The 26480-nt window shown below is 41.1% G+C and carries 23 protein-coding genes and 1 tRNA gene; 20 read left to right on the top strand and 4 right to left on the bottom strand.

Going from position 1 to position 26480, the window contains the following annotated elements; genetic code table 11:
* Nucleotides 1-58 precede the first annotated feature (58 nt).
* Complete coding sequence (rrtA, locus tag HUJ19_RS00465) at nt 59-604, bottom strand: rhombosortase (RefSeq protein ID WP_290621609.1); 546 nt, start codon at nt 602-604, stop codon at nt 59-61.
* Nucleotides 605-900: 296 nt separating this feature from the next.
* Here rrtA and HUJ19_RS00460 point away from each other — a divergent pair, with 296 nt between their 5' ends.
* Complete coding sequence (locus HUJ19_RS00460; RefSeq protein ID WP_290621608.1) at nt 901-1056, top strand: hypothetical protein; 156 nt, start codon at nt 901-903, stop codon at nt 1054-1056.
* A gap of 486 nt (nt 1057-1542) precedes the next feature.
* Nucleotides 1543-1929 carry a hypothetical protein gene (locus tag HUJ19_RS00455; RefSeq protein ID WP_290621607.1) on the top strand — a complete coding sequence of 129 codons (387 nt, stop codon included), beginning with the start codon at nt 1543-1545 and terminating at the stop codon, nt 1927-1929.
* 99 nt (nt 1930-2028) lie between these two features.
* On the opposite strand, the gene HUJ19_RS00450 is transcribed toward HUJ19_RS00455, so the two are convergent.
* Complete coding sequence (locus HUJ19_RS00450) at nt 2029-2418, bottom strand: helix-turn-helix domain-containing protein (protein WP_290621606.1); 390 nt, start codon at nt 2416-2418, stop codon at nt 2029-2031.
* Between the two features lie 647 nt (nt 2419-3065).
* Here HUJ19_RS00450 and HUJ19_RS00445 point away from each other — a divergent pair.
* Complete coding sequence (locus tag HUJ19_RS00445) at nt 3066-4556, top strand: SulP family inorganic anion transporter (protein WP_290621605.1); 1491 nt, start codon at nt 3066-3068, stop codon at nt 4554-4556.
* 21 nt (nt 4557-4577) lie between these two features.
* Nucleotides 4578-5429: a universal stress protein gene (locus HUJ19_RS00440; protein ID WP_290621604.1), complete on the top strand. Its 852-nt coding sequence runs from the start codon at nt 4578-4580 to the stop codon at nt 5427-5429.
* A gap of 176 nt (nt 5430-5605) precedes the next feature.
* On the opposite strand, the gene HUJ19_RS00435 is transcribed toward HUJ19_RS00440, so the two are convergent.
* Nucleotides 5606-5681, bottom strand: a tRNA-Asn gene (locus HUJ19_RS00435).
* Between the two features lie 92 nt (nt 5682-5773).
* Complete coding sequence (locus HUJ19_RS00430) at nt 5774-6952, bottom strand: pyridoxal phosphate-dependent aminotransferase (protein WP_290621603.1); 1179 nt, start codon at nt 6950-6952, stop codon at nt 5774-5776.
* A 124-nt stretch (nt 6953-7076) separates the two neighbouring features.
* Between HUJ19_RS00430 and uvrB the strand changes: the two genes are divergently transcribed.
* The 16 genes from uvrB (at nt 7077) to HUJ19_RS00350 (ending at nt 26479) form a co-directional block, all read left to right on the top strand.
* Nucleotides 7077-9065: an excinuclease ABC subunit UvrB gene (gene uvrB, locus HUJ19_RS00425; protein ID WP_290621602.1), complete on the top strand. Its 1989-nt coding sequence runs from the start codon at nt 7077-7079 to the stop codon at nt 9063-9065.
* 845 nt (nt 9066-9910) lie between these two features.
* On the top strand, nt 9911-10549 hold the full coding sequence (locus HUJ19_RS00420; RefSeq protein ID WP_290621601.1) for a phospholipid-binding protein MlaC: 639 nt from the start codon (nt 9911-9913) through the stop codon (nt 10547-10549).
* The gene (gene rfaH, locus HUJ19_RS00415; protein ID WP_290621600.1) at nt 10546-11049 is read left to right on the top strand and encodes a transcription/translation regulatory transformer protein RfaH; all 504 of its coding nucleotides are present in this window, start codon (nt 10546-10548) and stop codon (nt 11047-11049) included. The genes HUJ19_RS00420 and rfaH overlap by 4 nt, the downstream gene beginning before the upstream one ends.
* A gap of 176 nt (nt 11050-11225) precedes the next feature.
* Entirely contained in the window at nt 11226-12032 is an 807-nt protein-coding gene (cysQ, locus tag HUJ19_RS00410) for a 3'(2'),5'-bisphosphate nucleotidase CysQ (RefSeq protein WP_367273945.1), read from the top strand.
* Nucleotides 12025-14622 carry an SLBB domain-containing protein gene (locus tag HUJ19_RS00405; protein WP_290621598.1) on the top strand — a complete coding sequence of 866 codons (2598 nt, stop codon included), beginning with the start codon at nt 12025-12027 and terminating at the stop codon, nt 14620-14622. The genes cysQ and HUJ19_RS00405 overlap by 8 nt, the downstream gene beginning before the upstream one ends.
* A gap of 52 nt (nt 14623-14674) precedes the next feature.
* Nucleotides 14675-16129: a capsule assembly Wzi family protein gene (locus tag HUJ19_RS00400; protein ID WP_290621597.1), complete on the top strand. Its 1455-nt coding sequence runs from the start codon at nt 14675-14677 to the stop codon at nt 16127-16129.
* A gap of 210 nt (nt 16130-16339) precedes the next feature.
* Nucleotides 16340-17311, top strand: coding sequence for a Wzz/FepE/Etk N-terminal domain-containing protein (locus HUJ19_RS00395; RefSeq protein WP_290621596.1), 972 nt, complete (start codon nt 16340-16342; stop codon nt 17309-17311).
* Nucleotides 17312-17321: 10 nt separating this feature from the next.
* Entirely contained in the window at nt 17322-18599 is a 1278-nt protein-coding gene (gene tviB / locus HUJ19_RS00390) for a Vi polysaccharide biosynthesis UDP-N-acetylglucosamine C-6 dehydrogenase TviB (RefSeq protein WP_290621595.1), read from the top strand.
* Between the two features lie 2 nt (nt 18600-18601).
* Nucleotides 18602-19552, top strand: a complete 951-nt coding sequence (locus HUJ19_RS00385; protein ID WP_290621594.1) for a Gfo/Idh/MocA family oxidoreductase — start codon at nt 18602-18604, stop codon at nt 19550-19552.
* A complete protein-coding gene (locus tag HUJ19_RS00380) occupies nt 19549-20136 on the top strand; it encodes a DapH/DapD/GlmU-related protein (protein ID WP_290621593.1) in 588 nt (195 codons plus the stop codon). The genes HUJ19_RS00385 and HUJ19_RS00380 overlap by 4 nt, the downstream gene beginning before the upstream one ends.
* A 9-nt stretch (nt 20137-20145) precedes the next feature.
* Nucleotides 20146-21222 (top strand): DegT/DnrJ/EryC1/StrS family aminotransferase, encoded by a 1077-nt coding sequence (locus HUJ19_RS00375; protein WP_367273944.1) that lies wholly within the window; start codon nt 20146-20148, stop codon nt 21220-21222.
* The gene (locus tag HUJ19_RS00370; protein ID WP_290621591.1) at nt 21219-22424 is read left to right on the top strand and encodes a lipopolysaccharide biosynthesis protein; all 1206 of its coding nucleotides are present in this window, start codon (nt 21219-21221) and stop codon (nt 22422-22424) included. The genes HUJ19_RS00375 and HUJ19_RS00370 overlap by 4 nt, the downstream gene beginning before the upstream one ends.
* A complete protein-coding gene (locus HUJ19_RS00365) occupies nt 22421-23710 on the top strand; it encodes a hypothetical protein (protein WP_290621590.1) in 1290 nt (429 codons plus the stop codon). The genes HUJ19_RS00370 and HUJ19_RS00365 overlap by 4 nt, the downstream gene beginning before the upstream one ends.
* Nucleotides 23707-24873: a glycosyltransferase family 4 protein gene (locus tag HUJ19_RS00360; protein ID WP_290621589.1), complete on the top strand. Its 1167-nt coding sequence runs from the start codon at nt 23707-23709 to the stop codon at nt 24871-24873. Before HUJ19_RS00365 ends, HUJ19_RS00360 begins: the two co-directional genes overlap by 4 nt.
* Complete coding sequence (locus tag HUJ19_RS00355) at nt 24870-25436, top strand: CatB-related O-acetyltransferase (protein WP_290621588.1); 567 nt, start codon at nt 24870-24872, stop codon at nt 25434-25436. Before HUJ19_RS00360 ends, HUJ19_RS00355 begins: the two co-directional genes overlap by 4 nt.
* Nucleotides 25437-25444: 8 nt before the next feature.
* Complete coding sequence (locus HUJ19_RS00350) at nt 25445-26479, top strand: polysaccharide biosynthesis protein (RefSeq protein WP_290621587.1); 1035 nt, start codon at nt 25445-25447, stop codon at nt 26477-26479.
* Nucleotide 26480: the final 1 nt, after the last annotated feature.

The following is a 26480-nucleotide window of genomic DNA, read 5'->3' as shown; positions in this document are numbered from 1 at the left end:
AAGCCCAAAGTGATTTGGGCTTTTTTATTGGTTTGTGAGAATACAGATGAGTTGTTAATTATTCTTTAGACTTGTTTGATTTGAGGATTGACTGAAGCACTGGCCCGTTCAGTAATTGCTTAGGCCACAAGAGACCGAGAATGATCCCCTGAATAAAGCCTATAATATGAGACTCTTCAACCACTGCCCCACCTAAAAATTCATCATATTCAGATTCAACACCAACAATTTGTGGCAAAAAGATTTTTATGCCGACGATAATCAGCAGTACACCACTGATTTTTACACCAAGTCTTAGCTCTGCAGTCGCACATGCCGCAATCAATCCGTATAGAGCCCCGGACATACCAACGTAGTGAATAATATGTGGGGTCCATAGATGCATCGCCAAGATGTTAACAAAGTAAAGCAGTAGCACCCAACCAATCCAGTGAGACATTTTTAACAGTGGCTGAAAGATAAAGCTAATCAGCCAAAGACTGGCTAAGTTCATAATGGTATGCCAGCCACCAAGGTGAACCAGGTTTGCTGTAATAAAGCGCCACCACTGTCCATTTTCGACAAGGGGTCGATCATAAGCCATCCATAAGTTAGATTGAGGCAAAAGTAGGTAGCTAATAATGCAAATATGACTTAAGAGTAATGCGAATGCGTATTTTTTAAGAAATCGACTCATAAAATATTTTTATCAAATGTAAAATTTAGTTCACACTTTTAATAATCAACTGTGGCTAAAATTTGTACAGAGTAAATGGATTGCAAAAATGAGAGCTGTTAGGAAATTCTTTTAAAAGCAATGAGTTAGTTAACGTTCCCCGTGCAATTTGTTTTTCTAAATGCTATGTGAGTAAATTCTATAGGCTTTTTTTTACTAAATCATCTACTTAAGAGGAAAATATTATGTTTGAAACTATCGCTATGATCTGCTATTTATCTATCTCAGAACCACAAAATTTTGAAGCGCCTGCGTTTGAAGAAACACCAATAGTGCATGTTTTCACTGGTGGTGGTGGTGGTGACCCAGGTGATAACCCAAATAAAGAGAAAGAGAATTGATTCAAAACTTTGTAAATCAGTATAACTTACTTGACCTCACGAGCGATATTTTTACTTTATCGCTTGTGGGGTGTTTAATTTTGCATTTGGCATTTACAAAGAACTCAAGGCTTGTTCAGTTTTGTATGGCAATTGTTGTAATTCAGTTTATAAATTGGATTATTACTCCAATTCTTTGGAATCATACAGAAGCAAAGTTTATATGGTATATATCGTGGATGGTCACAGATATATTGATACTACTCTATGTGGCTTATAGAGCAGTGACCACTGGTAGAGTTTTAAAAGAAGAGTTTGCAGTAAGTGTGCTAACTATTCTTGCAATTGGATTTCACTTAATCCGTTTTATAGAAAGACACTATACAGATTTCGAAATAATAAAAGGCATACAAAGCTATACGCTGAATGCCGTAAACATCTGCATCATATTAGCTTTATTAACACCAGTGGCTAAACAGCTGGTGGTAACATTAGGAAGAAAAATCAATGGCATTACTATTTTTGGCCTACGGTTTAGTGTTAGCAGCGTTCGCAGCAGCGCTGTTTTGGCTAATCCTGAAAGCTTACCGCGGACGAATCGACGTTCCTTATGATGAGTATTCGCTAGATAGCGAATATGAGTCTAATGGCAACGTTATAGATCTATCAGCTTTCCAACGAGCTGATATGATTGGTTTGCGTTTGCTCCAGGAATATTCACAGATTGAGTCTAGCAACTTACCTGAGAAAGATAAGTTGCGTGAGATTCTGTTGTGGAACCAAAAGCTACAGGAGTTTGAAACCAATAATCGACGTATTATTCAATCACGTGGTTTCTTAAAGCCTATTCAGCTACAAAGCACTAAAGCGCCAACAGAGTTCACTAGAACTTAATACCAATAATTTTTCAAAGTACAAAAAAGGCCTGCAATTGCAGGCCTTTGGTTTATCTGTTTAAAATTCTTTTGGCTAACTCTAATAGCTAATAGAAAGCTACTTCAAATTGGCGATTCTAACCCCAAGTTCTTCTTTACTGCTATTAGCACGATAGTTTTGGAGGATTAATTCTGCTTTCTCTTCAGGAGTAAGGTTAATACCGCGAGTTGTTGATAGTGACTCTACTAAGGCGATGATTTTGCCAAGTGTGTCAACCTCTGCACCATAATCTACCTGAGTATAGTATTCGCTCATTGGAACCAGAGCCAGCCTATATCCAAGCGCTCTAGCCAAACCATCGATTTTATGAACACCTGGATCAGATGTTTTCCCCTCTAAAATACGATAAATGGTCGATTGGCTGATGTGAGCCTTATGCTGCATGGAATAATCCGTTTCTCCAAGGCTTTGCATAAGCTGTTTTAGTTGATCAATTATTTCGCTCATTCAGATTTCCTAAAAAAGATGCAAATTCGGTTTGATTTGTATGCATATTTGCATTATTATTTAAACCAAGTTCTGAAATGCATTCGATAGCTATTTGTATCACAGAGTGGAAGACAAATAAAGTATTGAATCGTATTGAAGCAAAAGTTTCCATTTCAGAAATAGGGCATACCCCTAATCAGTTTTCCTTCAGCTATATGGTGGGATTTGGCCGAGATTCGTTCTCGGCTTTTTTTTTGCCCAAAATATTTAGCCACTTTAGAGTGGACGATCATGCCTGTAGCAGGCCAAAGTACTTTGGGTGGATGTAGGTGGGGATGAACAGAGTGAATCCCAACAATTGCTCATGCTTCACTCCGTAGGTCGGAAATCCCCGAAGGGGGAGACCCAGCCAAGCGGCTACCGACATTACTAATCTTAGCTCCTGAGGCAATCAAGTTAATTTGTAATTGACTATCCTCGCTGGTAAACTCCGCGCTCCTTTTAGCCAGAACCGAGTTTTAATGCTCATTAGTCCGCCATAGCGCACACTTATTCCCTTAGATAACACCTCTAGTTATCAATTGGCTCGCCCCTGGCTGCGAGTATTTCCTGCTTGTTTTTAAATACGGCTTAACAGTCGTGATTCATATTTTACGGTTATTACAATGTTACAAACTATCAAAAGAGACTGGTTCTCAAACATCAGAGGCGATCTGCTTGCCGGTTTAGTGGTTGCTCTGGCTTTAATCCCAGAGGCTATCGCTTTTTCAATTATTGCTGAAGTTGACCCTAAGGTTGGCCTTTATGCCTCTTTCTGTATCGCGGTTATCATTGCCTTTGTTGGCGGTCGTCCGGGCATGATTTCGGCAGCAACCGGCGCTATGGCTTTGCTTATGGTGACGCTGGTCAAAGAGCATGGACTTGAATATTTGTTGGCTGCTACGGTTCTTACCGGTATTTTACAAATCGCTGCAGGCTATCTTCGTCTTGATGGGCTGATGCGTTTTGTTTCCCGCTCGGTGGTTACTGGTTTTGTTAATGCTCTGGCGATATTGATTTTTATGGCGCAGATTCCCGAACTGATTGATGTTACCTGGCATGTGTATTTCTTTGTCGCGGTAGGTTTGGCCATTATCTATTTATTTCCTCTGATCCCTGTTATCGGAAAAATTCTTCCGTCGCCTTTGATTTGTATTGTCGGAATTACTATCGCTGTAGTGGCGCTGGGTTGGGATATACCGACGGTCGGAGATAAAGGTAAATTGCCTGATACCTTACCAATCTTCTTGTGGCCTGATGTTCCTCTGAACCTGGAAACATTGATGATTATTTTCCCAACTTCGGCGGCATTGGCTGTAGTCGGTCTTCTAGAATCGTTGATGACAGCTACCATTGTCGATGATTTAACCGATACACCGAGCGATAAGAATCGCGAGTGTAAAGGTCAGGGTATTGCCAATATTGGTGCCGGTTTGATGGGCGGTATGGCGGGCTGTGCCATGATTGGTCAGTCTGTGATTAATGTTAAGTCAGGTGGTCGTGGGCGTTTGTCGACCTTTATTGCAGGCTCTGTTCTTATTGTTTTAGTGGTTTTTCTGGATGAGTGGATTAGCTTGATTCCGATGGCCGCACTCGTTGCGGTAATGATCATGGTCTCAATCGGTACTTTCTCATGGTCATCTATTAAAGATCTCAAAAAACACCCGATGTCTACCAATCTGGTGATGGTAGCAACCGTCGTCGTGGTTGTCGCAACTCATAATCTGGCAATCGGTGTATTCGTTGGTGTCTTGATGGCGGCGCTATTCTTTGCCAATAAAATTGGCCGCTTTATGATCATTAAACGTACGAATGAGCAAAACGTGAGTTCACGCTACTATGAGGTGGTTGGTCAGGTGTTCTTTGCTTCCTCGGAGAAGTTTATTGGTGCTTTCGACTTTAAGGAAGCCATTGAAGAAGTCACCATTGATCTGACGCATGCCCACTTCTGGGATATCACTGCGGTTGGTGCGTTGGATAAGGTCGTTATCAAGTTCCGTCGTGAGGGCACTCATGTTAATGTAATTGGACTGAATGAAGCCTCAAAAACGGTTGTCGATAAGTTTAGTATTTATGATAAACCGGAAGAGGTTGAAAAGCTGATGTCTGGACACTAGTCTGCACCTGAGGAGAATGATATGAAAAATATAATTGCCTGTATTGATGGCTCTGCCATGTCAGCTTCGGTGTGTGACGCAGCGGTCTGGGCGAGCAAAAAGCTGGAAGCACCTTTGAATCTGCTCCATGTACTGGAAAAAACAGTCAGCCCTGAAAATGAAAACCTTTCTGGTTCAATTGGACTGGGTGCTCGAGAATCCCTGCTAGAGCAGCTAACCGAGCTTGATGAGAAGCGTAGCCGGATTGCGTTGGAGCATGGTAAGCATATGCTGGAAGATGCACGTCAGCGTGCTGTGGAGCAGGGTGCTACTAATGTCCTGATGCAACAGCGTCATGGCAGTCTGCTTGAGTCATTAACAGAACTCGAATCCAGTATGCGTTTATTGGTTATTGGGCGCTTGGGCGAAGATCATGATATTTCAGCCCATACTATTGGCTCGCAGCTGGAAAGCGTTATCCGCGCCATGCATGTGCCGATTCTGGTTGCGGTAGGAGAGTTCAAAGCTCCGAAGAACTACATGATTGCTTATGATGGTAGCGATACTGCCAACAAAGCTATTGATCGCGTCGCCGCGAGTCCTTTGTTGAAAGGTTTGGAAGGGCATATTGTGATGGTCGGTGATGATAACGAAAAAAATAATCAGGCCCTAAACCAAGCCACTGAGATTTTGAAAAAGCATGGCCACACTGTCCAGTCAGCATTAGTTGAAGGCGAGGTTATCGAAGCATTGAAAGCCTATCGCCATAAGGTTGGTATTGAAATGATGATCATGGGTGCTTATGGGCATTCCCGCGTTCGCCAATTCTTCGTTGGCAGTAATACCCAAACCATGATTAGCAACAGTAATATTCCACTTATTCTGTTGAGATAAAATCTGTTGCGTTAAACCATCCCTGAAAACGCTACTTGCATAAGTGAGTAGCGTTTGCCGAATAACTTCCCTGCATTACAATTGAGCACATTTTTTCTGCCGCCTACATGACGTCTACACAACTTTTATATTGCGCAACAAAAAAGGCCTTACATTGCTGTAAGGCCTTTTAAATATGGCTCCCCCTGCTGGACTTGAACCAGCGACATATGGATTAACAGTCCACCGTTCTACCAACTGAACTAAGGGGGAATTTTGCGTTCATCACTTTGTGTGCTGAACGGGGCGAGATAATAGACATATTTCGCTTAACGGTCAACACCCAAGTGATAATTTTTTTAAATTTAGGCCATTTTTCTGAGTCTTGCGATAGCTTCCTCAAGCGTTTCCATGCTTGCAGCATAGGATAAACGCAGGTGGCCTGGTGCGCCAAATGCCGAACCAGGTACCAGTGCCAGGTCCACTTTTTCAATCAACAGCTCAGCAAAATCAAGATCAGATTCACAGCCATGCTTGTCGATTAAACCCTGCATATTCGGGAAGGCGTAGAAGGTGCCGTCGCTTGGTAGGCAGGTGACTCCTTCGATACTGTTCAAAGCATGAACCAGGTAGTCATGGCGCTTTTTGAAAGCTTCAAGCATTGGCTTAATGCAGGACTGATCACCGGCTAGTGCTGCCGTGGCCGCTGCCTGACTCGGAGCAGCAGGATTCGAAGTGCTTTGCGACTGAATCTTTTTCATGGCGCCAATCAGGTCTGCTGGGCCACCAGCGTAACCAATGCGCCAGCCAGTCATGGCATAAGCCTTGGACACACCATTTAAAACCACTGTTCTATCATACAGTTCAGGGCAGACATTCAAGATGTTCACAAAAGGTTGTTCGGTCCAAAGGATATGCTCATACATATCGTCAGTGGCCACTACAACATTCGGGTACTCAAGCAAAACGTCAGCCAAGGCTTTGAGTTCTTCTTTGCTGTAGGCAACACCGGTCGGATTGCTAGGGCTATTGATGACAAACAATTTGGTTTTGTCAGTAATGGCGTTTCGCAACTGCTCTGGGGTGATTTTCAGGTGTTGCTCAATGGTGGTTTCAATGATGACCGGCTTGCCGCCTGCCAGGATGGCCATGTCGGGATAGGAAACCCAGTAGGGAGCAGGAATAATAACCTCATCGCCGTCATTGATTAGAGCCTGGCAAAGGTTGTAAAAACTTTGTTTGCCCCCACATGATACAAGGATCTGGTTGGCTTGATAGTCAAGGTTATTATCACGCTTGAACTTGTCGATAACAGCCTGCTTTAGCTCAGGTGTACCATCCACTGGCGTGTATTTGGTTGCGCCGCCTCTGATGGCTTCAATAGCCGCTTGCTTAATATGCTCCGGTGTATCAAAGTCAGGTTCACCGGTGCCCAATCCAACAACTGGACGGCCTTGAGCCTTGAGTTCCTTAGCTTTAGCTGCCACCGCAAGCGTTGGTGATGGTTTAACAAGTTTTACACGTTCGGAAAGTTGAATAGCCACCGTATCCCCTTAATTTGTTTGATCGATGTTGAGTGTGCGAGAATATCTGGCAATGATACTCCAACTTTTTCGCCCACCCAAGTTTTAGCAGCGTTGTTTTACATAGAGTGTATAAGTAAAAGTCATGAGCCAACAATTTGATATCCAATCGCCGTTCCCGCCAGCGGGCGACCAGCCCAAAGCCATCAAGCAGTTGCTGGAAGGACTAGAAGACGGTTTGTCACACCAGACACTGCTTGGGGTAACTGGCTCTGGCAAGACCTACACTATGGCTAATGTGATTGCGCAAAGCGGTCGCCCGGCGATTATTATGGCGCCCAATAAAACATTGGCAGCACAGCTGTATGGCGAGATGAAGGAGTTTTTCCCTAATAACGCGGTGGAATACTTCGTTTCCTACTACGATTATTATCAACCGGAAGCCTATGTTGCCGCTTCGGACACCTTTATCGAAAAAGACTCGTCGATCAATGAGCACATCGAGCAAATGCGACTTTCGGCGACGCGAGCTTTATTAGAGCGTCGAGATACCATTATCGTTGCCTCGGTATCCGCCATTTATGGTCTGGGTGATCCGAAAGCTTTCCACAGCATGGTGATGCACCTGAAAGTAGGGGATGCGGTTGACCAGCGATTCATTCTTAGACGTCTGGCAGAGCTTCAATACACCCGTAACGAATTTGACCTGCAGCGCGCTACCTATCGTGTGCGAGGTGATCTGATTGATATTTACCCTGCCGAATCGGAAAAACATGCAATAAGGATTGAGCTGTTTGATGATGAAGTGGAAACCATTCAAACCTTTGATCCGCTAACGGGTGAAGTATTGAAGCGTCTGACTCGCGTGACCGTTTTCCCGAAAAGCCACTATGTTACTTCGCGCCAGACGATTCTGGACGCCATTGAGCAGATTAAGGTGGATCTGAAAGAACGTCTCGCCCAGTTTTACGAGCAGAATAAACTGGTTGAAGCGCAGCGACTTGAGCAGCGGGTGAAGTTTGACATTGAGATGATGCAGGAGCTGGGTTATTGCTCAGGCATCGAAAACTACTCACGTTATCTGTCCGGCGCACAGCCTGGTGAGCCACCGCCTTGTTTATTGGACTATTTACCGCCTGATGCTTTGATGATTATCGACGAATCCCACGTAACAGTGTCGCAAATCGGCGCCATGTATAAAGGTGACCGTTCTCGTAAGGAAACTCTGGTTAATTACGGCTTTCGACTGCCTGCGGCTCTGGATAACAGACCTTTAAAATTTGAAGAGTTTGAACGAATATCGCCACAGACTGTTTTTGTGTCGGCAACGCCCGGTAAATATGAAGAAGAGCATGCCGGACAAATTGTCGAACAGGTGGTGCGTCCAACGGGACTGATTGACCCAGAAGTTGAAGTGCGGCCAGTCGGAACCCAGGTGGATGATCTACTTTCTGAGATTCACCTTCGAGTAGAAATAAATGAGCGTGTGCTGGTGACAACCCTGACCAAGAAGATGGCGGAAGATCTGACCGACTATTTGTCCGAACACGGTGTACGCGTGCGTTATCTTCACTCGGATATCGACACGGTAGAGCGCATGGAGATTATTCGCGATTTACGTCTAGGCGAGTTTGATGTACTGGTCGGTATCAATCTGCTGAGGGAGGGTCTCGATATGCCAGAAGTATCCTTGGTTGCGATACTTGATGCCGATAAAGAAGGTTTCCTGCGCTCAGAGCGTTCATTGATTCAGACCATTGGCCGTGCTGCGCGTAATCTTAGCGGTAAAGCTATCTTGTATGCCGATAGAATTACAGGCTCCATGGAGCGAGCCATTGGCGAAACTAACCGCCGTCGCACGATTCAGCAGGAATATAATGAAAAGCATGGCATTACCCCTATTGGTGTCAGCAAGAAAATCACCGATGTCATGGACACAGGCCATAGCAAAAAAAGTCGCAAAGTGGCAGAAAAGCTGGGCCAATACAAAGTCAAATCACTCGCTGATGCGGTAAAAGAAATCGCCCAGATGGAAAAGCAGATGCTTGAGCTGGCCAAAAACCTCGAGTTTGAAAAAGCCGCTAAGCTTCGCGACGAGATACAAAAGCTCAGAGAAGCGAGTCTGGCCAGCTGATTTATTCCGCACCTAGAAGGGCAGCCTTCGCTTGGATTCTCTTCGTTGCTCCTGCCCTAGGGTACACTACCAAAAGACCATTGCCACCAGCAAACTGCTCACCTCAAAACCTGTCATCTGACCCACAAGGATGTGGGAAATGCAGTGGCAATTCTTGGAGAATTGCCTGCCTGACGAAAGTCTGGCGACCGAAGGGAATCCCTTTAGGGAATCTGCTTTTAAATTTTGTACTGCCAAATTAATGCAGATGCGTGCTTTAAAATCGTGGGGATCTCTCAGGGGCTGCCCTTTGGGTGCATCACCCGTCTACGGATCGTTAAGAGCCAAGAGCAGATTCCGTATCGGAGTACGGAATGACAAGTATGTCGAGAATGGCATTCGCCATCAACGTGGCCCTATTTTGTGTTCAGATCTTACAGGTGGAATATCAATATAGGATGGGTTAGGCCTTGGCCGTAACCCATCTCGTTTTTTGCTGCACTCAGAGAGAAGGCTTCGCTGGGATTTACTTCGTCGCACCTACCAGAGGGCGGGTTTGGCTCTCCACCTCTTGGGAGCATCACCAACCTAAAATCTAAATTACCACCCTCTCTGTAGGGGCGAACTGCGTTCGCCCTAAGTTCCTTAATATAAAAAGAAAACCCTTTCACAAAATAAAATAGGCTTATTGAACCTTTGTTTAACTCCTTGCTCAGATGCTACAATGTGGCGCTAAGCTCAAGGTTGTATAGCCAACTGAAAATAGAGCATTAAGCCGAGGTTAATTAAACACGGCTATAGTAGTTCGATAATTTTATAATATTGTTTAAGTTTTTGATTTTACAGGTGAAGGTCTGGGAGTATTAATGACAAAGACAGTCAGATACAGCTTGCTTGTTTTGTTGTTCTTCGGTCAACAAGCGCTGGCGAGCCTTGATAAACAAGGCCTGAAGCAGTTTTTTCAGCATAAATTAGACAATATAAATCTTTTCATGCAGGAAAATCATGAAAAAGCCCTGCATAACCCTTCGATCTTAATGGCGTTTGTTGATAATGACTTACTGACAGTCTGGTCAGCGAAAAATACTATTCGCGCCATGCTGGGTGCTAAACGCTGGTCACAATTAAATCCCGAGCAAGAGTCGCAACTGATTCGTGCCTATGAGCAAACCATGCGTCGTTATCTTTATGAAGTCATGAGTCAATACCAGGGGCAGATTGCCACGGTAGACTCCATTAGACTGAACGCTAAGCAAAATAAGGGCTGGCTAACCGTTGTATTAGACAGCCCCTCATTACCAGATCTCGCCATTGACCTGAAAATCTATAAAGAAGACGGGTCATGGACTATTTATGACTTTAGTTTTCAAGGCATTAGCTTTGTTAAAATGAAGCAGAATTACTTCCAGACAACCTTTGATCAGAAAGGTCTGGAAGGGGTTTTAGCCGACCTTAATAATAAAAATCAAGAATTTAACAAAAAACTAAAGGTTGCTAGAAAGTGATAGATTGTGAAACAGGCTGGTATTTAATTCATTCTAAACCACGCCAAGAGTTCAGGGCTGAAGAGCACCTTAAAAATCAAAAGATTAGCTGTGTCTTGCCCTTGATAGAGGTTGAGAAGATCATTCGAGGCAAAAGACAAAAAGTCTCAGAGCCACTATTCCCCGGCTATTTATTCGTTGAACTGCAGACGGATGGGCAGGATTGGTCAAAAATCCGCTCTACCCGTGGTGTGCGTGACTTTGTTCGATTTGGAGGAGTGCCGGGTAGAGTGCCTCCAGCAGTGTTGGAACACCTGAAACTAATCGATACCACACAAACTAAGCTTGAAACCAATGCGCCTATAACCGGCGATAAGGTTGTCATTACTGATGGACCTTTTAAAGACCTCGAAGGTGTTTTCAAAATCAGTAACGGTGAAGAACGTTCGATCGTCCTACTCACGATCCTAGGTAAGGTGACTGAGATGGAGTTGGAGAATACAAAATTAAAAAAAGTCTAAATGGACGGAAATTAATTAAATCTTGCGGTTACAATTGTGAGCTATTTGACTATAATAGCGCGCGATTTGAGAATTTGTAAAAAAAGCGGACAAAAAACAAACAGATGGGCTGGCTGCTATGGTGCTTTGGGAACCAAAACCCACGGGCGGTAGCGTACCCGAATGATATGGATAAAATGGATAATCAATCTTTTTTAAAACAGGAATTTATTAATAAAATTAACGAGATAGCCATAAATGCGGGACAAAAAATTATGGCTATCTACGAAAAGGACTTTGATGTTTACGAAAAAAAGGATAAATCTCCTCTCACTGAGGCCGATCTGGCTTCCCATCAGTATATTATGAACGAGCTTGCGGAATTAGATGCTGGATATCCGATTCTTTCGGAGGAATCTGCTGAGATAAGCTGGCAAGAGCGTCAAACATGGTCAACCTATTGGCTTATTGATCCATTAGATGGCACCAAAGAATTCATAAAGAAAAACGGTGAGTTTACCGTCAATATTGCGCTTATCCATGAAAATGAACCTGTGCTTGGTGTGGTCTATGCACCAGTGATCGATACACTTTATTATGCAACGACTGAAATAGGCGCCTGGATGCAACAAGCAGGGTATTTAGCGCAGATTAAGGTAGCTGATCGCCCAGAAACTCCCGTTAGAATCGTTGGCAGCAGATCCCACCAGTCAGATGCAATGGCTGGTTACTTAAAGCAATTTCCAGATTATAAAGTGGTTCCAATGGGGAGTTCACTAAAGCTTTGTGTTGTTGCAGAAGGTAAAGCAGACTTGTATCCTCGCTTAGGACCCACCTGCGAGTGGGATACAGCTGCTGCACATGCAGTAGTAAATGCAGCTGGTGGTCGCTGTGTGATATTTGATGAAAATACTAATTCGGAAACTAAAGACCTGACCTATAACACCAAAGAGTCTTTATTAAATCCATACTTTATTGTTAAAGGGCCTGTTATCAATGAATAAGTTACTGGGTATATCATTGGGTTTTGTATTTGTTTTAAGTGCATTACTGTCACAATCAACATTTGCAGCTCAAGATTTGTCGCAAGCAAAGCAACTATGTGAGAACGCTTCGGCACAACAAAGAGAGATGGCAAGAGCGGCTGGCTATGATGTCGATGCTCTTTGTGCGTCTTTAAAGAACCAGACTTCTAGTAGTAATGGTCAGCAACAAAATGCAAGCTCCATTCTGCCCAGAGAAATAGAACAGTTTCCTTTAGAAAAAGAACTTAAAGACTCAGGGGAAGATACGCAAGAGACGGAAAAAAAACCTAAGATTGAACAAAAGCTTGAAAAGTTCGGTTATGATTTATTCGCGGGTGTGCCCACCACTTATACACCAGTAACCGATATCCCCGTGCCATCAAATTATGTTGTTGGCCCTGGCGATGTCATCAAGATTCAGCTCTATGGTAAAGAAAACAATAGTTATGAGCTGACCGTTTCACGAAGTGGAGATATACAATTTCCTCAATTAGGCCCAATTAATGTAGCAGGCTTATCTTACACCGAATTAAAAGAATCTTTAACACAACAAATTAGCGAACAATTTATTGGGGTCAAATCAAATATCAGTCTAGGCGAGCTAAGATCAATCCAAGTATTCATACTTGGTGAGTCATACAAGCCGGGTGCTTACACAGTTTCATCACTCTCTACCGTTATGAATGCGCTGTATGTCAGTGGTGGTGTTAAAGAAGTTGGTTCATTAAGAAATATTCAACTAAAAAGAAATGGACAGCTTGTCAGTACAATTGACTTATATGACTTCCTGTTGAAAGGCGATACACGCGCAGATCGCCGCCTACAATCTGGCGATGTCATCTTTATTCCTTCAGTAAAAAAGACTGCTTCGATTGCCGGTGAAGTTGTCCGCCCTGCTATTTATGAAATAAATGATGAAAAGACAGTTTCTGAATTGGTAGAACTGGCGGGCGGTTTATTGCCAACTGCTTACGCGCAAGATGTTCGAATTGAAAGAATAGATGAGAAAAACAGAAAAACAGCTGTTGATATCGACTTAATGACAATAGCTGGAAAGTCTACTGCAATTAAAAATGGTGATTTCCTAAAGATTTATCCTGTTGCAGATAAAAATGAAAATGTGGTTGAACTTTTAGGTCACGTACTGCGTCCTGGCTTGGTTGCATGGAAAAAAGGGATGCGCATTAGTGACTTAGTGCCGAGTGCTCAATACCTTAAGCAGAATGCTAATATTGATGCAGCCCTGATTATCCGTGAGACTAATTCCTTAGGTAATCTGCAGCCCCTAAAAGTCAATCTAAGAGAAGTACTCCAAAACCCCACAAGTAAGGAGAACCTCTCGCTTGAACCAAGAGATCGGTTTGTAGTATTGCCTAATGTTGTAGAAAGGGACGATTTGGAGAAGAAGTTAGAGGAATACTTTGAAAAGGAAGAAAAAGGAAAGAGTTACCTTACTGAGCAAGAGCTAACGAGCTTAAAAGCGGAGCTGACTCAAGAACTTAGGATGGAAGTATTGAAGTCGATTAATGTAGAACTGGTCAATCAAGCCAGTTTTAACTCTCCAGCCAAAGTTGTTTCAATTGATGGGCCGGTTAAGTTCCCCGGACAGTATCCTCTATCAAAAGACATGACTATAGTTGACCTTATTCAATTAGCAGGAGGGTTTGCGGAATCAGCTTATACTTTAGAAGCTGAAGTTACTCGCCAAGATTTAACCAACCCTCAGCAAGCAGATGTTCACCACATGCTTATTGACTTGCAACAAGAGTTTTTAGGGACGGTTCAACTTGAATTAAAACCGCACGATCAGGTGACGATTAAAGCAACACCTGAATTTAGGGATGTGGCCAGAGTGGAGGTTCTTGGAGAAGTAAAGTTTCCGGGGCAGTACACCATTCGTCGTGGTGAAACCTTATCGCAATTGATAAAAAGAGTGGGTGGTTTCTCAGAATTTGCACACGTGAAAGCGACAATCTTTTCAAGAAAGGAGTTGAGAGAAAGGGAGCAGGAACAAATCAAACTTTTGCAAGATAGACTTCGTCAAGAAATCGCAGCAACCGAACTTGAGCAATCAAACCTTGGCAAATCCGCAGATGTTGCAAAAGCCGAATCCTTGCTAGATGTTCTTGATACTACAGAAGCTACTGGGCGATTGGTGATTGATGTAAATGCGGTTCTGGAAGGCTCAGTCACAGACGTGGTTTTAAAAGATGGGGATAAGTTAATTGTTCCTGCCTTTAGACAGGAAGTTACGGTTGTTGGCGAAGTACAGGTACCAACATCGCATTTATACAACTCCAATTTGGACTTCATAGACTATATCGAAAGAAGTGGTGGTGAGAAAGAGACCTCAAACAGTGAAGCTATTTATATAGTAAAAGCAGATGGCTCGGTGGTGTTACCAAACAAGTCTTCCTGGTTAACGCATAGTGAAGCCGACATCGAGCCAGGAGATACCATTGTTGTGCCTCTGGACACTGACAGAGTGGATAGCTTGGAGCTATGGACTAAAGTCAGTCAAATAGTCTATCAGATGGCTCTAGGTGCAGCGGCTATCAATAGTTTCTAATAACGTTTTAAATTCTAGGGCAAACCAATAGGTTTGCCCTGTATAAAGATTGATGAAAAAAACTCTAATAACATTATTACTACTTAGCGCATCTATATCTAAAGCTGAGCCTTGGCTGGATACTCGTGATGTTTGGCTACGAGCAGACATTGAAGTTTTAGCTAACGAAGGAATTATCAAAACACCAATTACGACTTGGCCATTGCCGTGGGCACCTATAATAAAAGATCTCGAAGCGGCTTCAAGAGCTGACTTAGATGATAATATTTTACCGGTATTTCTTCGTGTTAAGCGTAAAGCAAGACTTGAAACGGATAGTGAAACCTATAAACGTTTATCATTGAAAGCAGGTAATCAGTCAAAGCTGTTGCGCCACTTCGGGGATGACCGACGGGAAAAGGCTGAAGTTAGTAGCCGATTAACTGGTGTTAGCAAAAACTTTGCATGGAATATTGAGGCTACAAAAGCATTCGATCCTCTAGACGGTGAAGAAGAAAGGCTTGATCATTCTTATGTTGCGACAATCTGGGGTAACTGGATCATTTCGGCAGGTTCTCAGGAAAGGTGGTATGGGCCAGGCTGGGACAGCTCCCTGATTCTGAGTAACAATGCTCGCCCAGTACCGGCAATTTCTCTGCAAAGAAATTACAGTGACCCATTTGAAACGCCATGGCTATCATGGATAGGTCCTTGGAGCCTAAATGCATTTGCAGGCCAGTTAGAAAGTGATCGTTTTATTCCACATGCTAAGTTATTGGGTATGAGCGTAACCTTCAAACCGTTTGAATCCCTAGAAATTGGACTTAGAAGAACTGCCCAGTGGGGCGGTGAAGGCCGACCAGAGTCATTATCAAGTTTAGTTGACCTCGTAATAGGAAGAACAAATTGTGATGAAATCGATGATGGATGTGGTGACCGGCTGAACTCAAATGAAGCAGGTAACCAACTAGCAGGAATAGATTTTGATTGGCGCTTACCCACCAAAAGTTATATTGGAAGTGTATATGGTCAATTGATTGGTGAAGATGAAGCAGGTTATGCTCCTTCGAGAAAGTTCTACCAGTTAGGATATAGCGCAAACTTTTATATCAGTGACTTTGCGGTAACTGGATACTTAGAATATGGTGATACAGAGAATGAATACGGTCCAAATGTGACCTATGAACATAGCATTTACCAAACAGGTTATCGTACTGAGCTAAAAAGTATCGGCTCCACTTACGATAACGATACTCAAAGTTTGGCACTTGGGTTTTTAGCGACCCATAAAAACGGTGACAGGTATAAACTCCGTTTCGCCAAAGTAGATTTAAATAGCGATGGAACCGGTACACATATCATAAACGAAGCAGCTATTAGCTTTAACCAAATTGAACTTAAGTATCAGCACCCAACCCGATATGGTCTGCTAGGAATTGAGCTCGATGTTAAAGACAAACTGATCGACTCTTACGGCTACCAACAGGACAAATACAACATTGGAATATCCTGGACCATGGAACTATAAGGCATCAATTGATAAGGTCAATACAAGTGTTTAACGGCATGCGTAGAGGCAATTCACGAATTGCCCGATAAAGTAGAAATGAGGCAGCTTAGTAGGTTGGTTATGTACTGCTAGGGTAGGATCAACGGTGTGAATCCCAACAGTACTTTTCCCAATCACGCAATAGGTAGGGGCAGGCCAATGTGCCTGCCAGAATAAAGAAATTAAATTATGAATCAAGAAAACAACCAACAAAACGTACAACCACAAAGCCAAGGCTATTACCCTCAGCCACAATACCAAGAAGACGAAATTGATCTTCGTGAACTCTTCTCGATAATATGGAAAGGCAAGTGGTTAATCATAGCAATAACATTTGTGTTCGCTGTTGGCTCGGTATTCATTGCACTCTCACTTCCAAACGAATACAAAGCAACCGCTTTAGTACAACCAAATGATAGTGGTAGCGGTGGAAAACTAGCATCACTAGCTGGCCAATTTGGCGGCTTAGCATCCTTAGCTGGAATTAACTTAGGAGCTGGCGAGTCAACAGATGCCGTAATAGCGATGGAAATCATGAAAAGCTGGGGCTTCGCAGAGCAATTTATCAAGAAACACGACTTAGCAGTTCCTCTATTTGCTGCTGAAGAATGGACTCAATCAACAAATAAACTTGTGATTGACGAAGACCTATATGATCCGCAACAAAATAAATGGATAAGAAAAGCTCCTAAAGGCAAGACTGTAGAACCAACAAGCTGGGAGCTTTATGAGCAGTTCAAAGAGAGACTATCGATAAGTCAAGACAAAGAGACCGGCTTGGTTAGTATTTCTGTAACTCACTACTCTCCAGTTATTGCAAAGCAATGGACCGACTTGTTAGTAAAAGAAATCAATAGTCACATGAAAGGAAGAGCTCTTCACGAAGCAAATGAAAGCATTAAATATCTGGAAGAGCAAATAAACCAGACATCTGTGGCTGAGATACGTACTGTATTTAGTGAGCTCATTCAAGAACAACACAAAACTAAGATGCTTGCTCAAGTGTCAGACGAATATGTTTTTAAAACCGTCAGTGAAGCAAAAATACCAGAAGAGAAAGACAAACCCAAAAGGACTTTAATTGTTTTGCTGAGCATATTTCTAGGTGGCTTCCTGAGTGTTGTATTCGTCTTTGTACTCAATTTCATAAGAAAAAAATAGGTTTCATGTCATGTTAGATCTTAAGGGTATTAAAATAGGGATTATTGGATTGGGCTACGTTGGCCTGCCTTTGGCTGTAGAACTTGGTAAAAAATATGAGGTAATTGGCTTTGACATAAATAAAAGTCGAGTACGGCAACTCGTTTCTGGGCATGACTATACATTGGAAGTCAGTGATGAACAGCTTAGAACCGCTAAGCATCTTGAGTTTTCGAGTAATATAGAAGATATAAAGCTCTGTAATCTTTATATAGTTACAGTCCCTACACCAATAGACGAAAATAATGCACCTGATTTAAGGCCCTTAGAAAATTCTAGCAAAATGCTTGCAAGCTGTATAAACCATGGCGATATCGTTATTTACGAGTCAACAGTTTATCCAGGAGCAACAGAAGAAGTGTGTATACCTATTATAGAGAAATATTCAGGTCTGCAATATAACAAAGATTTTTATGCAGGCTATTCTCCCGAGCGAATAAATCCTGGTGATAAGGTTAATACACTCACCAAAATATTAAAGATAACTTCTGGTTCTACACCTGAGGTTGCTGAGTTTATTGATCAACTTTATGGCTCAATTATTACAGCTGGAACTCACAAGGCTAGTTCTATCAAAGTGGCAGAAGCTGCTAAGGTAATTGAAAATACCCAGCGAGACCTGAATATTGCGGTTATAAACGAGTTTGCAAAAATTTTTAACAAGTTAAATATAGATACTGAGGAAGTTTTAAACGCAGCTGGTACTAAATGGAATTTCTTAAAATTTAAACCTGGCTTAGTCGGTGGGCATTGTATCAGTGTAGATCCTTATTATCTGACTCATAAAGCTCAAGAAGTCGGTTATAGGCCTGAAGTTATTTTAGCTGGTCGCAGAATAAATGATGGAATGGGAGAATATGTCGCAACTCAGTTAGTTAAAAAGCTTTCGAGTAAAAAAATACATATCGACGAGGCAAAAGTTCTAATCTTAGGGTTTACCTTCAAGGGCGACTGTCCTGACGTAAGGAATACTAAGATCATTGATATTGTTACTGAGTTAAAAGATTTTAATATGAGTGTTGACATCTACGATGGCTGGGCAGACCCATCAGAGGTATTACAAGAGTACGGTATTGAACTAATTAATGAACTAAAAGAAAATTATTATGATGGAATAGTCATCGCAGTAGATCATAGTCAGTTTAAAGAAATGGGAGCCGAAACTATTAGAAAGTTAGGGAAGCAGCTTCATGTTTTATACGATGTAAAGCATGTATTGCCGAAAGAAGAATCAGATTTAAGGTTATAAGAATGAAAAAGTTCGCATTAATAGGTGCCGCAGGTTATATTGCCCCCCGCCATTTGAAGGCCATTAAAGATACAGGGAATCATCTTGTCGTCGCAATGGACATTAATGATTCAGTGGGAATTATGGATACTTATTTCCCTGATGCTGAGTTTTTCACCGAATTTGAGGCTTTTGAGGCTTTTGTTGAAGATAGTGCAATGAACGGGGAAAAATTGGACTATATATCTATCTGCTCTCCTAATTACTTGCATGCCCCTCATATAAAATATGCTTTAAAAAATGGTATTGATGTTATTTGTGAGAAGCCATTGGTTTTGAGTACCAAGGACTTGGATAGCCTGTTGTCTTACGAAAAAAAATATAAAGCACGAATAAATTCCATTTTGCAGTTGCGTCTTCATCCCTCAATTATTGCTTTGCAGGAAAAGGTTCAGGCCGCTCCTAAAGATAAAGTTTTCGATGTTGAATTAACTTACTTAACGTCACGTGGTAAATGGTATCTAAAGTCATGGAAAGGTGTCGACGAAAAGTCAGGTGGTGTAGCAACTAACATAGGTGTTCACTTCTATGACATGTTGCATTTTATATTTGGTGATGTAACCCATAATGAAGTGCACTACAGGGACGAGAAAACGGCTTCAGGCTATCTTGAGTATGAAAGAGCCAGAGTGAAATGGTTTTTATCGATAGATGCAAAAAACCTACCTGAAAATGCAGTACAAGGTGAAAAGCTGACCTATCGAAGTATAAATATTGAGGGAGAAGAGCTAGAGTTCTCAGGCGGCTTTACGGACCTTCATACACAAAGCTACCAGCGAATTCTCGCTGGTAAAGGTTATGGAGTTGAAGATAACAGAACTGCCATAAAAACTGTTGAAGTTATTCGTGATGCTGCGATTACAACCAACTCAAGCAACATTCACCCATTGTTAGAAAAGGTTATAAGCTCATGAGCTATTACCAACATGAATCCTCTATAGTCGATGAAGGAGCACAAATAGGCGAGGGTAGTCGAGTTTGGCACTTCGTGCATGTTTGTGGTGGCGCTAGTATTGGTAAAGGTGTTTCGCTGGGTCAAAATGTATTTGTCGGCAATCGTGTCAAGATTGGCGATAACTGCAAGATCCAGAATAATGTTTCAGTCTATGACAATGTGTACCTGGAAGATGGAGTATTCTGCGGACCAAGCATGGTATTTACGAATGTATATAATCCTCGCTCACTCATTGAACGCAAAGATGAATACAAAGATACGATTGTTAGAAAAGGAGCAACGCTCGGAGCCAACTGTACTATCGTATGTGGTGTAACTATAGGTGAGTATTCTTTTGTGGGTGCTGGAGCAGTTGTGAATAAAGACGTACCTGCTTATGCCTTAATGCTTGGGGTTCCTGCTAAGCAGCGTGGCTGGATGAGTGAATATGGTGAGCAACTTGATTTACCACTCATCGGTGAAGGTGAAGCAGTTTGTGAACATACCGGTGACCGTTACGTATTAAATGGAACCACTGTTGAAAAGATTTCTTCAAAGGTATAACTAAGAATGATGCAATTTATTGATTTAGCAGCACAATATAAACATCTAAAGCAAAGAATAGATAAACGAATTCAAAAAGTACTTGAGCATGGTCAGTACATTATGGGGCCTGAAGTTCTTGAGTTAGAAGAAAAACTGGCTGATTATGTTGGAGCTAAACATGCAATAACATGTGCAAATGGAACCGATGCATTAACACTTGCCATGATGACTTTGGGGGTAAAGGAAGGCGATGCAGTTTTTTGTCCGACTTTCACTTTTTTTGCTACAGCCGAAGTGATTGCTTATGAGGGGGCGACTCCTGTATTTGTCGACTCCAATCCCGATACTTTTAATATCTGCCCTAAAGATCTTGAGAAAAGAATCCAAGAAGTAATTTCCAAAGGAGAGCTAAACCCCAAAGCAATTATAGCTGTGGATCTATTTGGATTACCGGCAAATTATCCAGAAATAGAAGCTATTGCTCATAAATATAATCTCAAGCTAGTCGAAGATGCTGCTCAGGGTTTTGGTGGTGAGATTAATGGTAAGCGAGCCGGTAGCTTTGGTGATATAGCTACAACAAGCTTTTTTCCTGCGAAGCCTCTAGGATGTTATGGTGATGGGGGTGCAGTTTTCACCAACAACGATGACTTTGCTGCATTGATTAAGTCGTATAGAGTTCATGGTCAGGGTAAAGACAAGTACGATAATGTTCGTATTGGAATGAATAGCCGTCTCGACACAATTCAAGCAGCTATACTGCTTGAAAAATTAGAAGAGTTCCCGGTCGAGTTAAAGGCGCGCAATGTTGCTGCAGACAAATACAACGCTGAGTTCAAAGGCAGATACAAAACACCATTTGTTCCTGAAGGTTATTTTAGCTCCTGGGCTCAATATACACTTCAGTCAGAGAATCGTGAAGTGGTTATGGGGCAGTTTCAGGAAAAGAGTATGCCCACTATGATTTATTATGGTACTTGTATGCATCAACAAACTGCCTTTGAATACCTAGGATACTCTGATAACGACTATCCTGTTGCAACAAGATTATCAAAAGAAGTTTTTAGCTTACCAATGCATGCATATCTAAGTAATCTGATTTGAAATTAAGAAATATCATTAGTCTAACTGGTGGGACTGTTGTTGCTCAGATTTTGCCTTTCGTTGTACTCCCTTTTTTGACACTAGGATTAGGTCAAGAGTCTTTTGGAAGGTTTTCATTGTTTTTTGTGTCTACCATGATGCTAGGGTCTATTAGCTCTCTTAGGTACGAGTATGCAATTAATGCATCTAAAAACAAGCAGGAGTCATGGTTATTAACTGTGCTTACCATAGACTTAAACTTAATATTTTTTGTGGTTTTAGGGTTAATTGTAACAACTTTAATTTATTTCGAAGTTTTAAGTCCTGAGTGGTTGCTGTTGCCGTTTTCAGTATTGCTCTTCAGTATAAATCAAGGGCTTCAGTCATATGTCAACTATCACTCGATGTTTAAACATATGGCTATTGCCAGAATTATTAACTCTGGGATTTGCTCAATACTTCAGCTTGTAATTGTATATTTTCTAAGTATCGATATTGGGGCTTATCTTGGGATGATAATTGGCTTTGTATTTGCCAATATTTATATATGTATAATTGCACCAAAAAAAATAAGTTTATTTTTGAATAAAAAGGTCTTATTTATTCAAAAGAAATACTCAGAATACCCGAAGTATATATTTCCAGGTACAGCGATAAACTATTTTTCATCTAATATGCCGATTTACTTCCTTTCTATTTTCTATGGTAATGTTTATGCGGGATATTACAGTCTTGCAATAAGAATTGCTGGTGCTCCGACAGTAATAATTGGTCGATCAATCGGTGAGGTTTTTCGTGTTACTGCACTTAAGGACTATCTAGAGAAAGGCAGCTTTAGAGAGGTTTTTTTAAAAACCATTTCTTATTCTTTTATCATAGGGTTAGTCGGGTTTGTATTCTTGTTTTTATTTTCAGATTTGCTCATTTCATTATATTTAGGTGCAGAGTGGTTAAATGTATCAAGCTATATTAAGATTTTACTGCCTATGTTTATTTTACAGTTTTCTCTTGCACCTATTACTTACACAATGATGATAACAGGAGCTCAGCATAAGGACTTTGTCTGGCAGGTCTTTCGTTTACTTCTAGTATCCATGTCATTATTAGCTGCATATTTAATTTATGACAATGATATTAGTATAACAATTGCATCCATGATAAGTTTGTCTGCATCCTTTTTGGTGTATTATTTAATAGCTTATAATGAAGCAAGTGGGAAATGAGTTTGTTGCTAGCTCATAAAAGATTAGTTTTCATTGTTTCAATATTAGTTTATTGCCTTTCACTATATTATGCTTATTCAAGTGTGGCAGTAAAAAACTTTCATTACTTTGGTTACGGTGACGGAGCCCCATCTTTTGTCGACTTGGTTTCAATTATAATATATGGATTGATACCGGCAATTATAATACCGCTTAATAATGCCAGACCTAGCTCATATATAGTCATGATTATTTATCTCATAATATATTTGCCAAGTTTGATTATTATAAACGATTCTGGCATTACACTTTATATTGAGAAGCGAGCTTTAAGCTTTATTTTGTTTCTCTCTTTTATCATAAATGTTATAGCTACAAGAATACCATTATTAAATGTATCGAAAATTAGGTTAAACCTAAGCTTGAACGTTTATGACTTGGTTAGTGCTGTTGCGGTTTTATTATTTTTTGTTGTTGTCATCTATTTATCACAAAATTTTTCTATCATAGGCTTGAGTGATATATATGAAAAAAGGGATGCTCTGCATGATATAGAGCTTGGCAAGGCTGCATACCTACCTGTTTGGCTTTCTAACTTTTTTGCGCCGATTCTGATTGCTAGAGCTATTATAAAAAAAAGAAGATTGCTATTGATATTTGGTTTTGTTATTTACTTATTTCTTTTTTTTACAATTGGAGCCAAGCTGTATTTGCTGGCACCGGGCTATTTCGTATTAAGCTATTTATATTTAAAGTATTTACCCACTAAGTTTCCTGTCCTGCCCATCTTGTTTTCTGGAATGTTGTTATTTCCTATCATAATTCATTTGAGTCAGCTCCAAGACCTGGCTTTTCTTTATGAGGGCATAATATCTATGAGAGTCTTTTTAGTGCAGGGATTATCGCCCTTGATTTATAGTGACTATTTCTTCAATCATGAGTTTACTTATTTTTCACACGTGTCTGTGATCAATGAGTTTGTCACTTACCCTTATAACCAGAAGATACCATTGGTACTGGACGATTATTACGGGCTCGGAAATTTTAATGCGCCTTATTATGTTAGTGATGGGTTGGCAAGTGCTGGGTATATCGGTATGCTAAGTATGGCGTTGGTTTTCTCAAGTTTCTTCTATATATTCGACTGTTTAGCTAAAGGCCATGATGGTAAGATGGTCATATTGTCAATTTCTGTGTTCGTGGTCTCCTTGTCTAACTCTTCTTTACCAACATCGATTACCACATTTGGTGGAGCATTCTTTGTAATTCTATTTTTATTTTCCTCTCACGAAAGGACCAAAATTTGAAAATTGCTTATATTGTTGAGACCTATACCGAGGGTTTGGGCTATATTGATAACGTACTACCTAAGTGGCTTGCAAAACAGAATAATAAAGTTGATGTTATTACAGCTGGACTACCAGCTTACTATCAACACAAAGAGCAAAGTGTCGTTGATGCAGATCTAATTATCGGCACTAAGATTATGGATAAGGTTACAGTCCACACTGTTCCTACAATAAAAATAGCAAATCGAATTCTTTTCAGGAAATTAAGGTCCTTATTATCTCAACTAAAGCCTGATGTGGTGATTGTTAGAGGTCTGGCTTCCCCAGTGCTTGCACAGGTTATAATTAGCAAACTGACTTTAAAGTACAATATAATAACTTCGACTGGACTTGCTTACTCTGCAATAAATGATCAGTTGTCCTCAACGAGTTTATTTAACTGGAAAAAAGCAATTCATTTTATAAGCAGGAAAGTACCTGGCTATTTATTCAGTTTATTTATAAAAAAGTGTATTGCGTCAACTGATGATTGTGCAAAGGCTGCTATTGAATTCTATGGGGTACCAAAGTCAAAAACTAAAGTCATATCCTTGGGTGTGGATACAAGTATGTTCTCCCCTGCTCTTGGTTTAGAACTGGTTCAGAGCCGATTAGCGTTAAGAAAAGAAATGGGATTTGAGAAAAATGATCTAATTTGCATTTGGACGGGCAGGATTACCAAGCAAAAAGGAGTTGAGATTTTAGCCGAAGCTGTTGAGCAGTTAAATCGAGATGACCCCAGTATTAAGGCTTTGTTTATAGGAAGTGGCAGTCATCGGCATATCTTGGACAATTATACAGCATCTACGGTAATTGACTTTTTACCTTGGGATGAACTGCCGGCATACTACCGCTTAGCTGATGTTGCGGTTTGGCCTAAATCCTTAACAACAAGTACATTAGATGCCGCAGCTTGTGGTTTGCCAGTTATAATGAGTAATAGAGAGAGTGCTGTTGAGCGATGGAATGGATTTGGGTCAGATTATGTTGAGGGCGATATTGAGAGCTTGAAGAAAACTATTCTTAAATTTAGCAACAGTCAACTTAGAGAAAGAACTAAATTTGTAGCGCATAAAATAATGGATGACAATTTTAGTTGGCAGGTCATAGCTTCTAAATTCTATCAGGAGATAAGTGAATGAGTGCTTTGTTAGCCCGTTTAAGAAGTAATGATAAGCTGTATGCTGGATATCGACGACTTGTCATGTGGTATAAAAGAAAGAGGTATGGTTTAAGTAGTGTTGCTAACACTTTCTTTATGTCAGGCAAAAGCATAATATCAAAGGACTTCAAGGCTGGCGAGTATAGTTTTGTTGCTGAAGATTGTAGGATTGGGCCTAAGGTAATAATAGGTAATTATGTTATGTTCGGACCTAAAGTCAGTATTGTTGGTGGTGATCATGAGTTCACAATACCAGGGGTTCCTATAATCTTTTCAGGGCGGCCCGAATTAGGTCAAACCATTATTGAAGATGATGTTTGGATAGGTTTTGGTGCTGTGATTATGGCAGGTGTAACGATTGGAAGAGGTGCAGTCATTGCAGCATCATCAGTTGTAACAAAGGATGTTCCTCCGTATTCAATATGTGCAGGTATTCCGGCGAGAGTATTGAAGTTTAGGTTTGGTGAAGATGAAAGAGAGATTCACGATGAGATGCTTGCTGGAAAGATTTTCCGTGGAAAATTTTGTGATAAAAAAGAGTAGTGCAAATAATGTTTAAAGGTAAAATTTTACTAATAACCGGTGGAACAGGCTCATTCGGAAATGCTGTTCTTAACCGATTCTTAGAGAGTGATATTGAAGAAATCAGAATTTTCAGTAGAGATGAGAAGAAACAGGATGATATGCGCAAAAAATACAATCATCCTAAATTAAAGTTCTATATTGGTGATGTTCGCGATTATAACAGCATTCTTAATGCGACCCGTGGTGTGAATTTTATTTTTCATGCAGCGGCACTCAAGCAGGTACCAAGTTGCGAGTTCTATCCGATGGAAGCGGTGAAAACCAATGTTCAAGGAACCGAGAATGTGCTTGAAGCTGCGATAATTAATGGTGTGTCACGCATTGTTTGTTTAAGTACAGATAAAGCTGTTTATCCAATTAATGCGATGGGTATTTCAAAAGCCATGATGGAAAAAGTGATGGTTGCAAAAGCCCGCAATTTAAACTCTACCAAAACAGTTATTTGTGGCACCCGCTATGGTAATGTCATGGCTTCGCGTGGTTCTGTTATTCCCCTATTTGTTGATTTAGTTAGGGCAGGTAAGCCCATAACCATTACTGATCCCAACATGACTCGATTTATGATGACACTGCAAAACGCAGTAGATCTAGTGTTATACGCTTTTGAGCATGGTAATAATGGAGATATTTTCGTACAAAAAGCACCAGCAGCAACCATAGACATACTTACTCAAGCGCTACTGAAGTTAATGCAGAAGCCTGAGCACCCTGTAAATGTAATTGGCACCCGCCATGGAGAAAAATTATTTGAAGCGTTGCTTAGCCGCGAAGAGCGTGCGTGCGCTATTGATATGGGCGACTACTATCGTGTCCCCCCAGATAACCGCGATTTAAACTACGACAAGTTTTTTGAGCAGGGAGATAAGAAGATAAACGAACTGGAAGATTATAATTCACACAATACTGAGCGGCTTGATGTTGATGGAATGCAAAAATTATTGTTAAAGCTTGATTTTATACGAGCGATAGTGGCTGGCGAAGAATTCGAACTGGACGATTAGC

Source organism: Kangiella sp., assembly GCF_014762745.1.
Taxonomy (GTDB): Bacteria; Pseudomonadota; Gammaproteobacteria; order Enterobacterales; family Kangiellaceae; genus Kangiella.
This window is presented reverse-complemented; position numbering and strand designations above follow the sequence as displayed.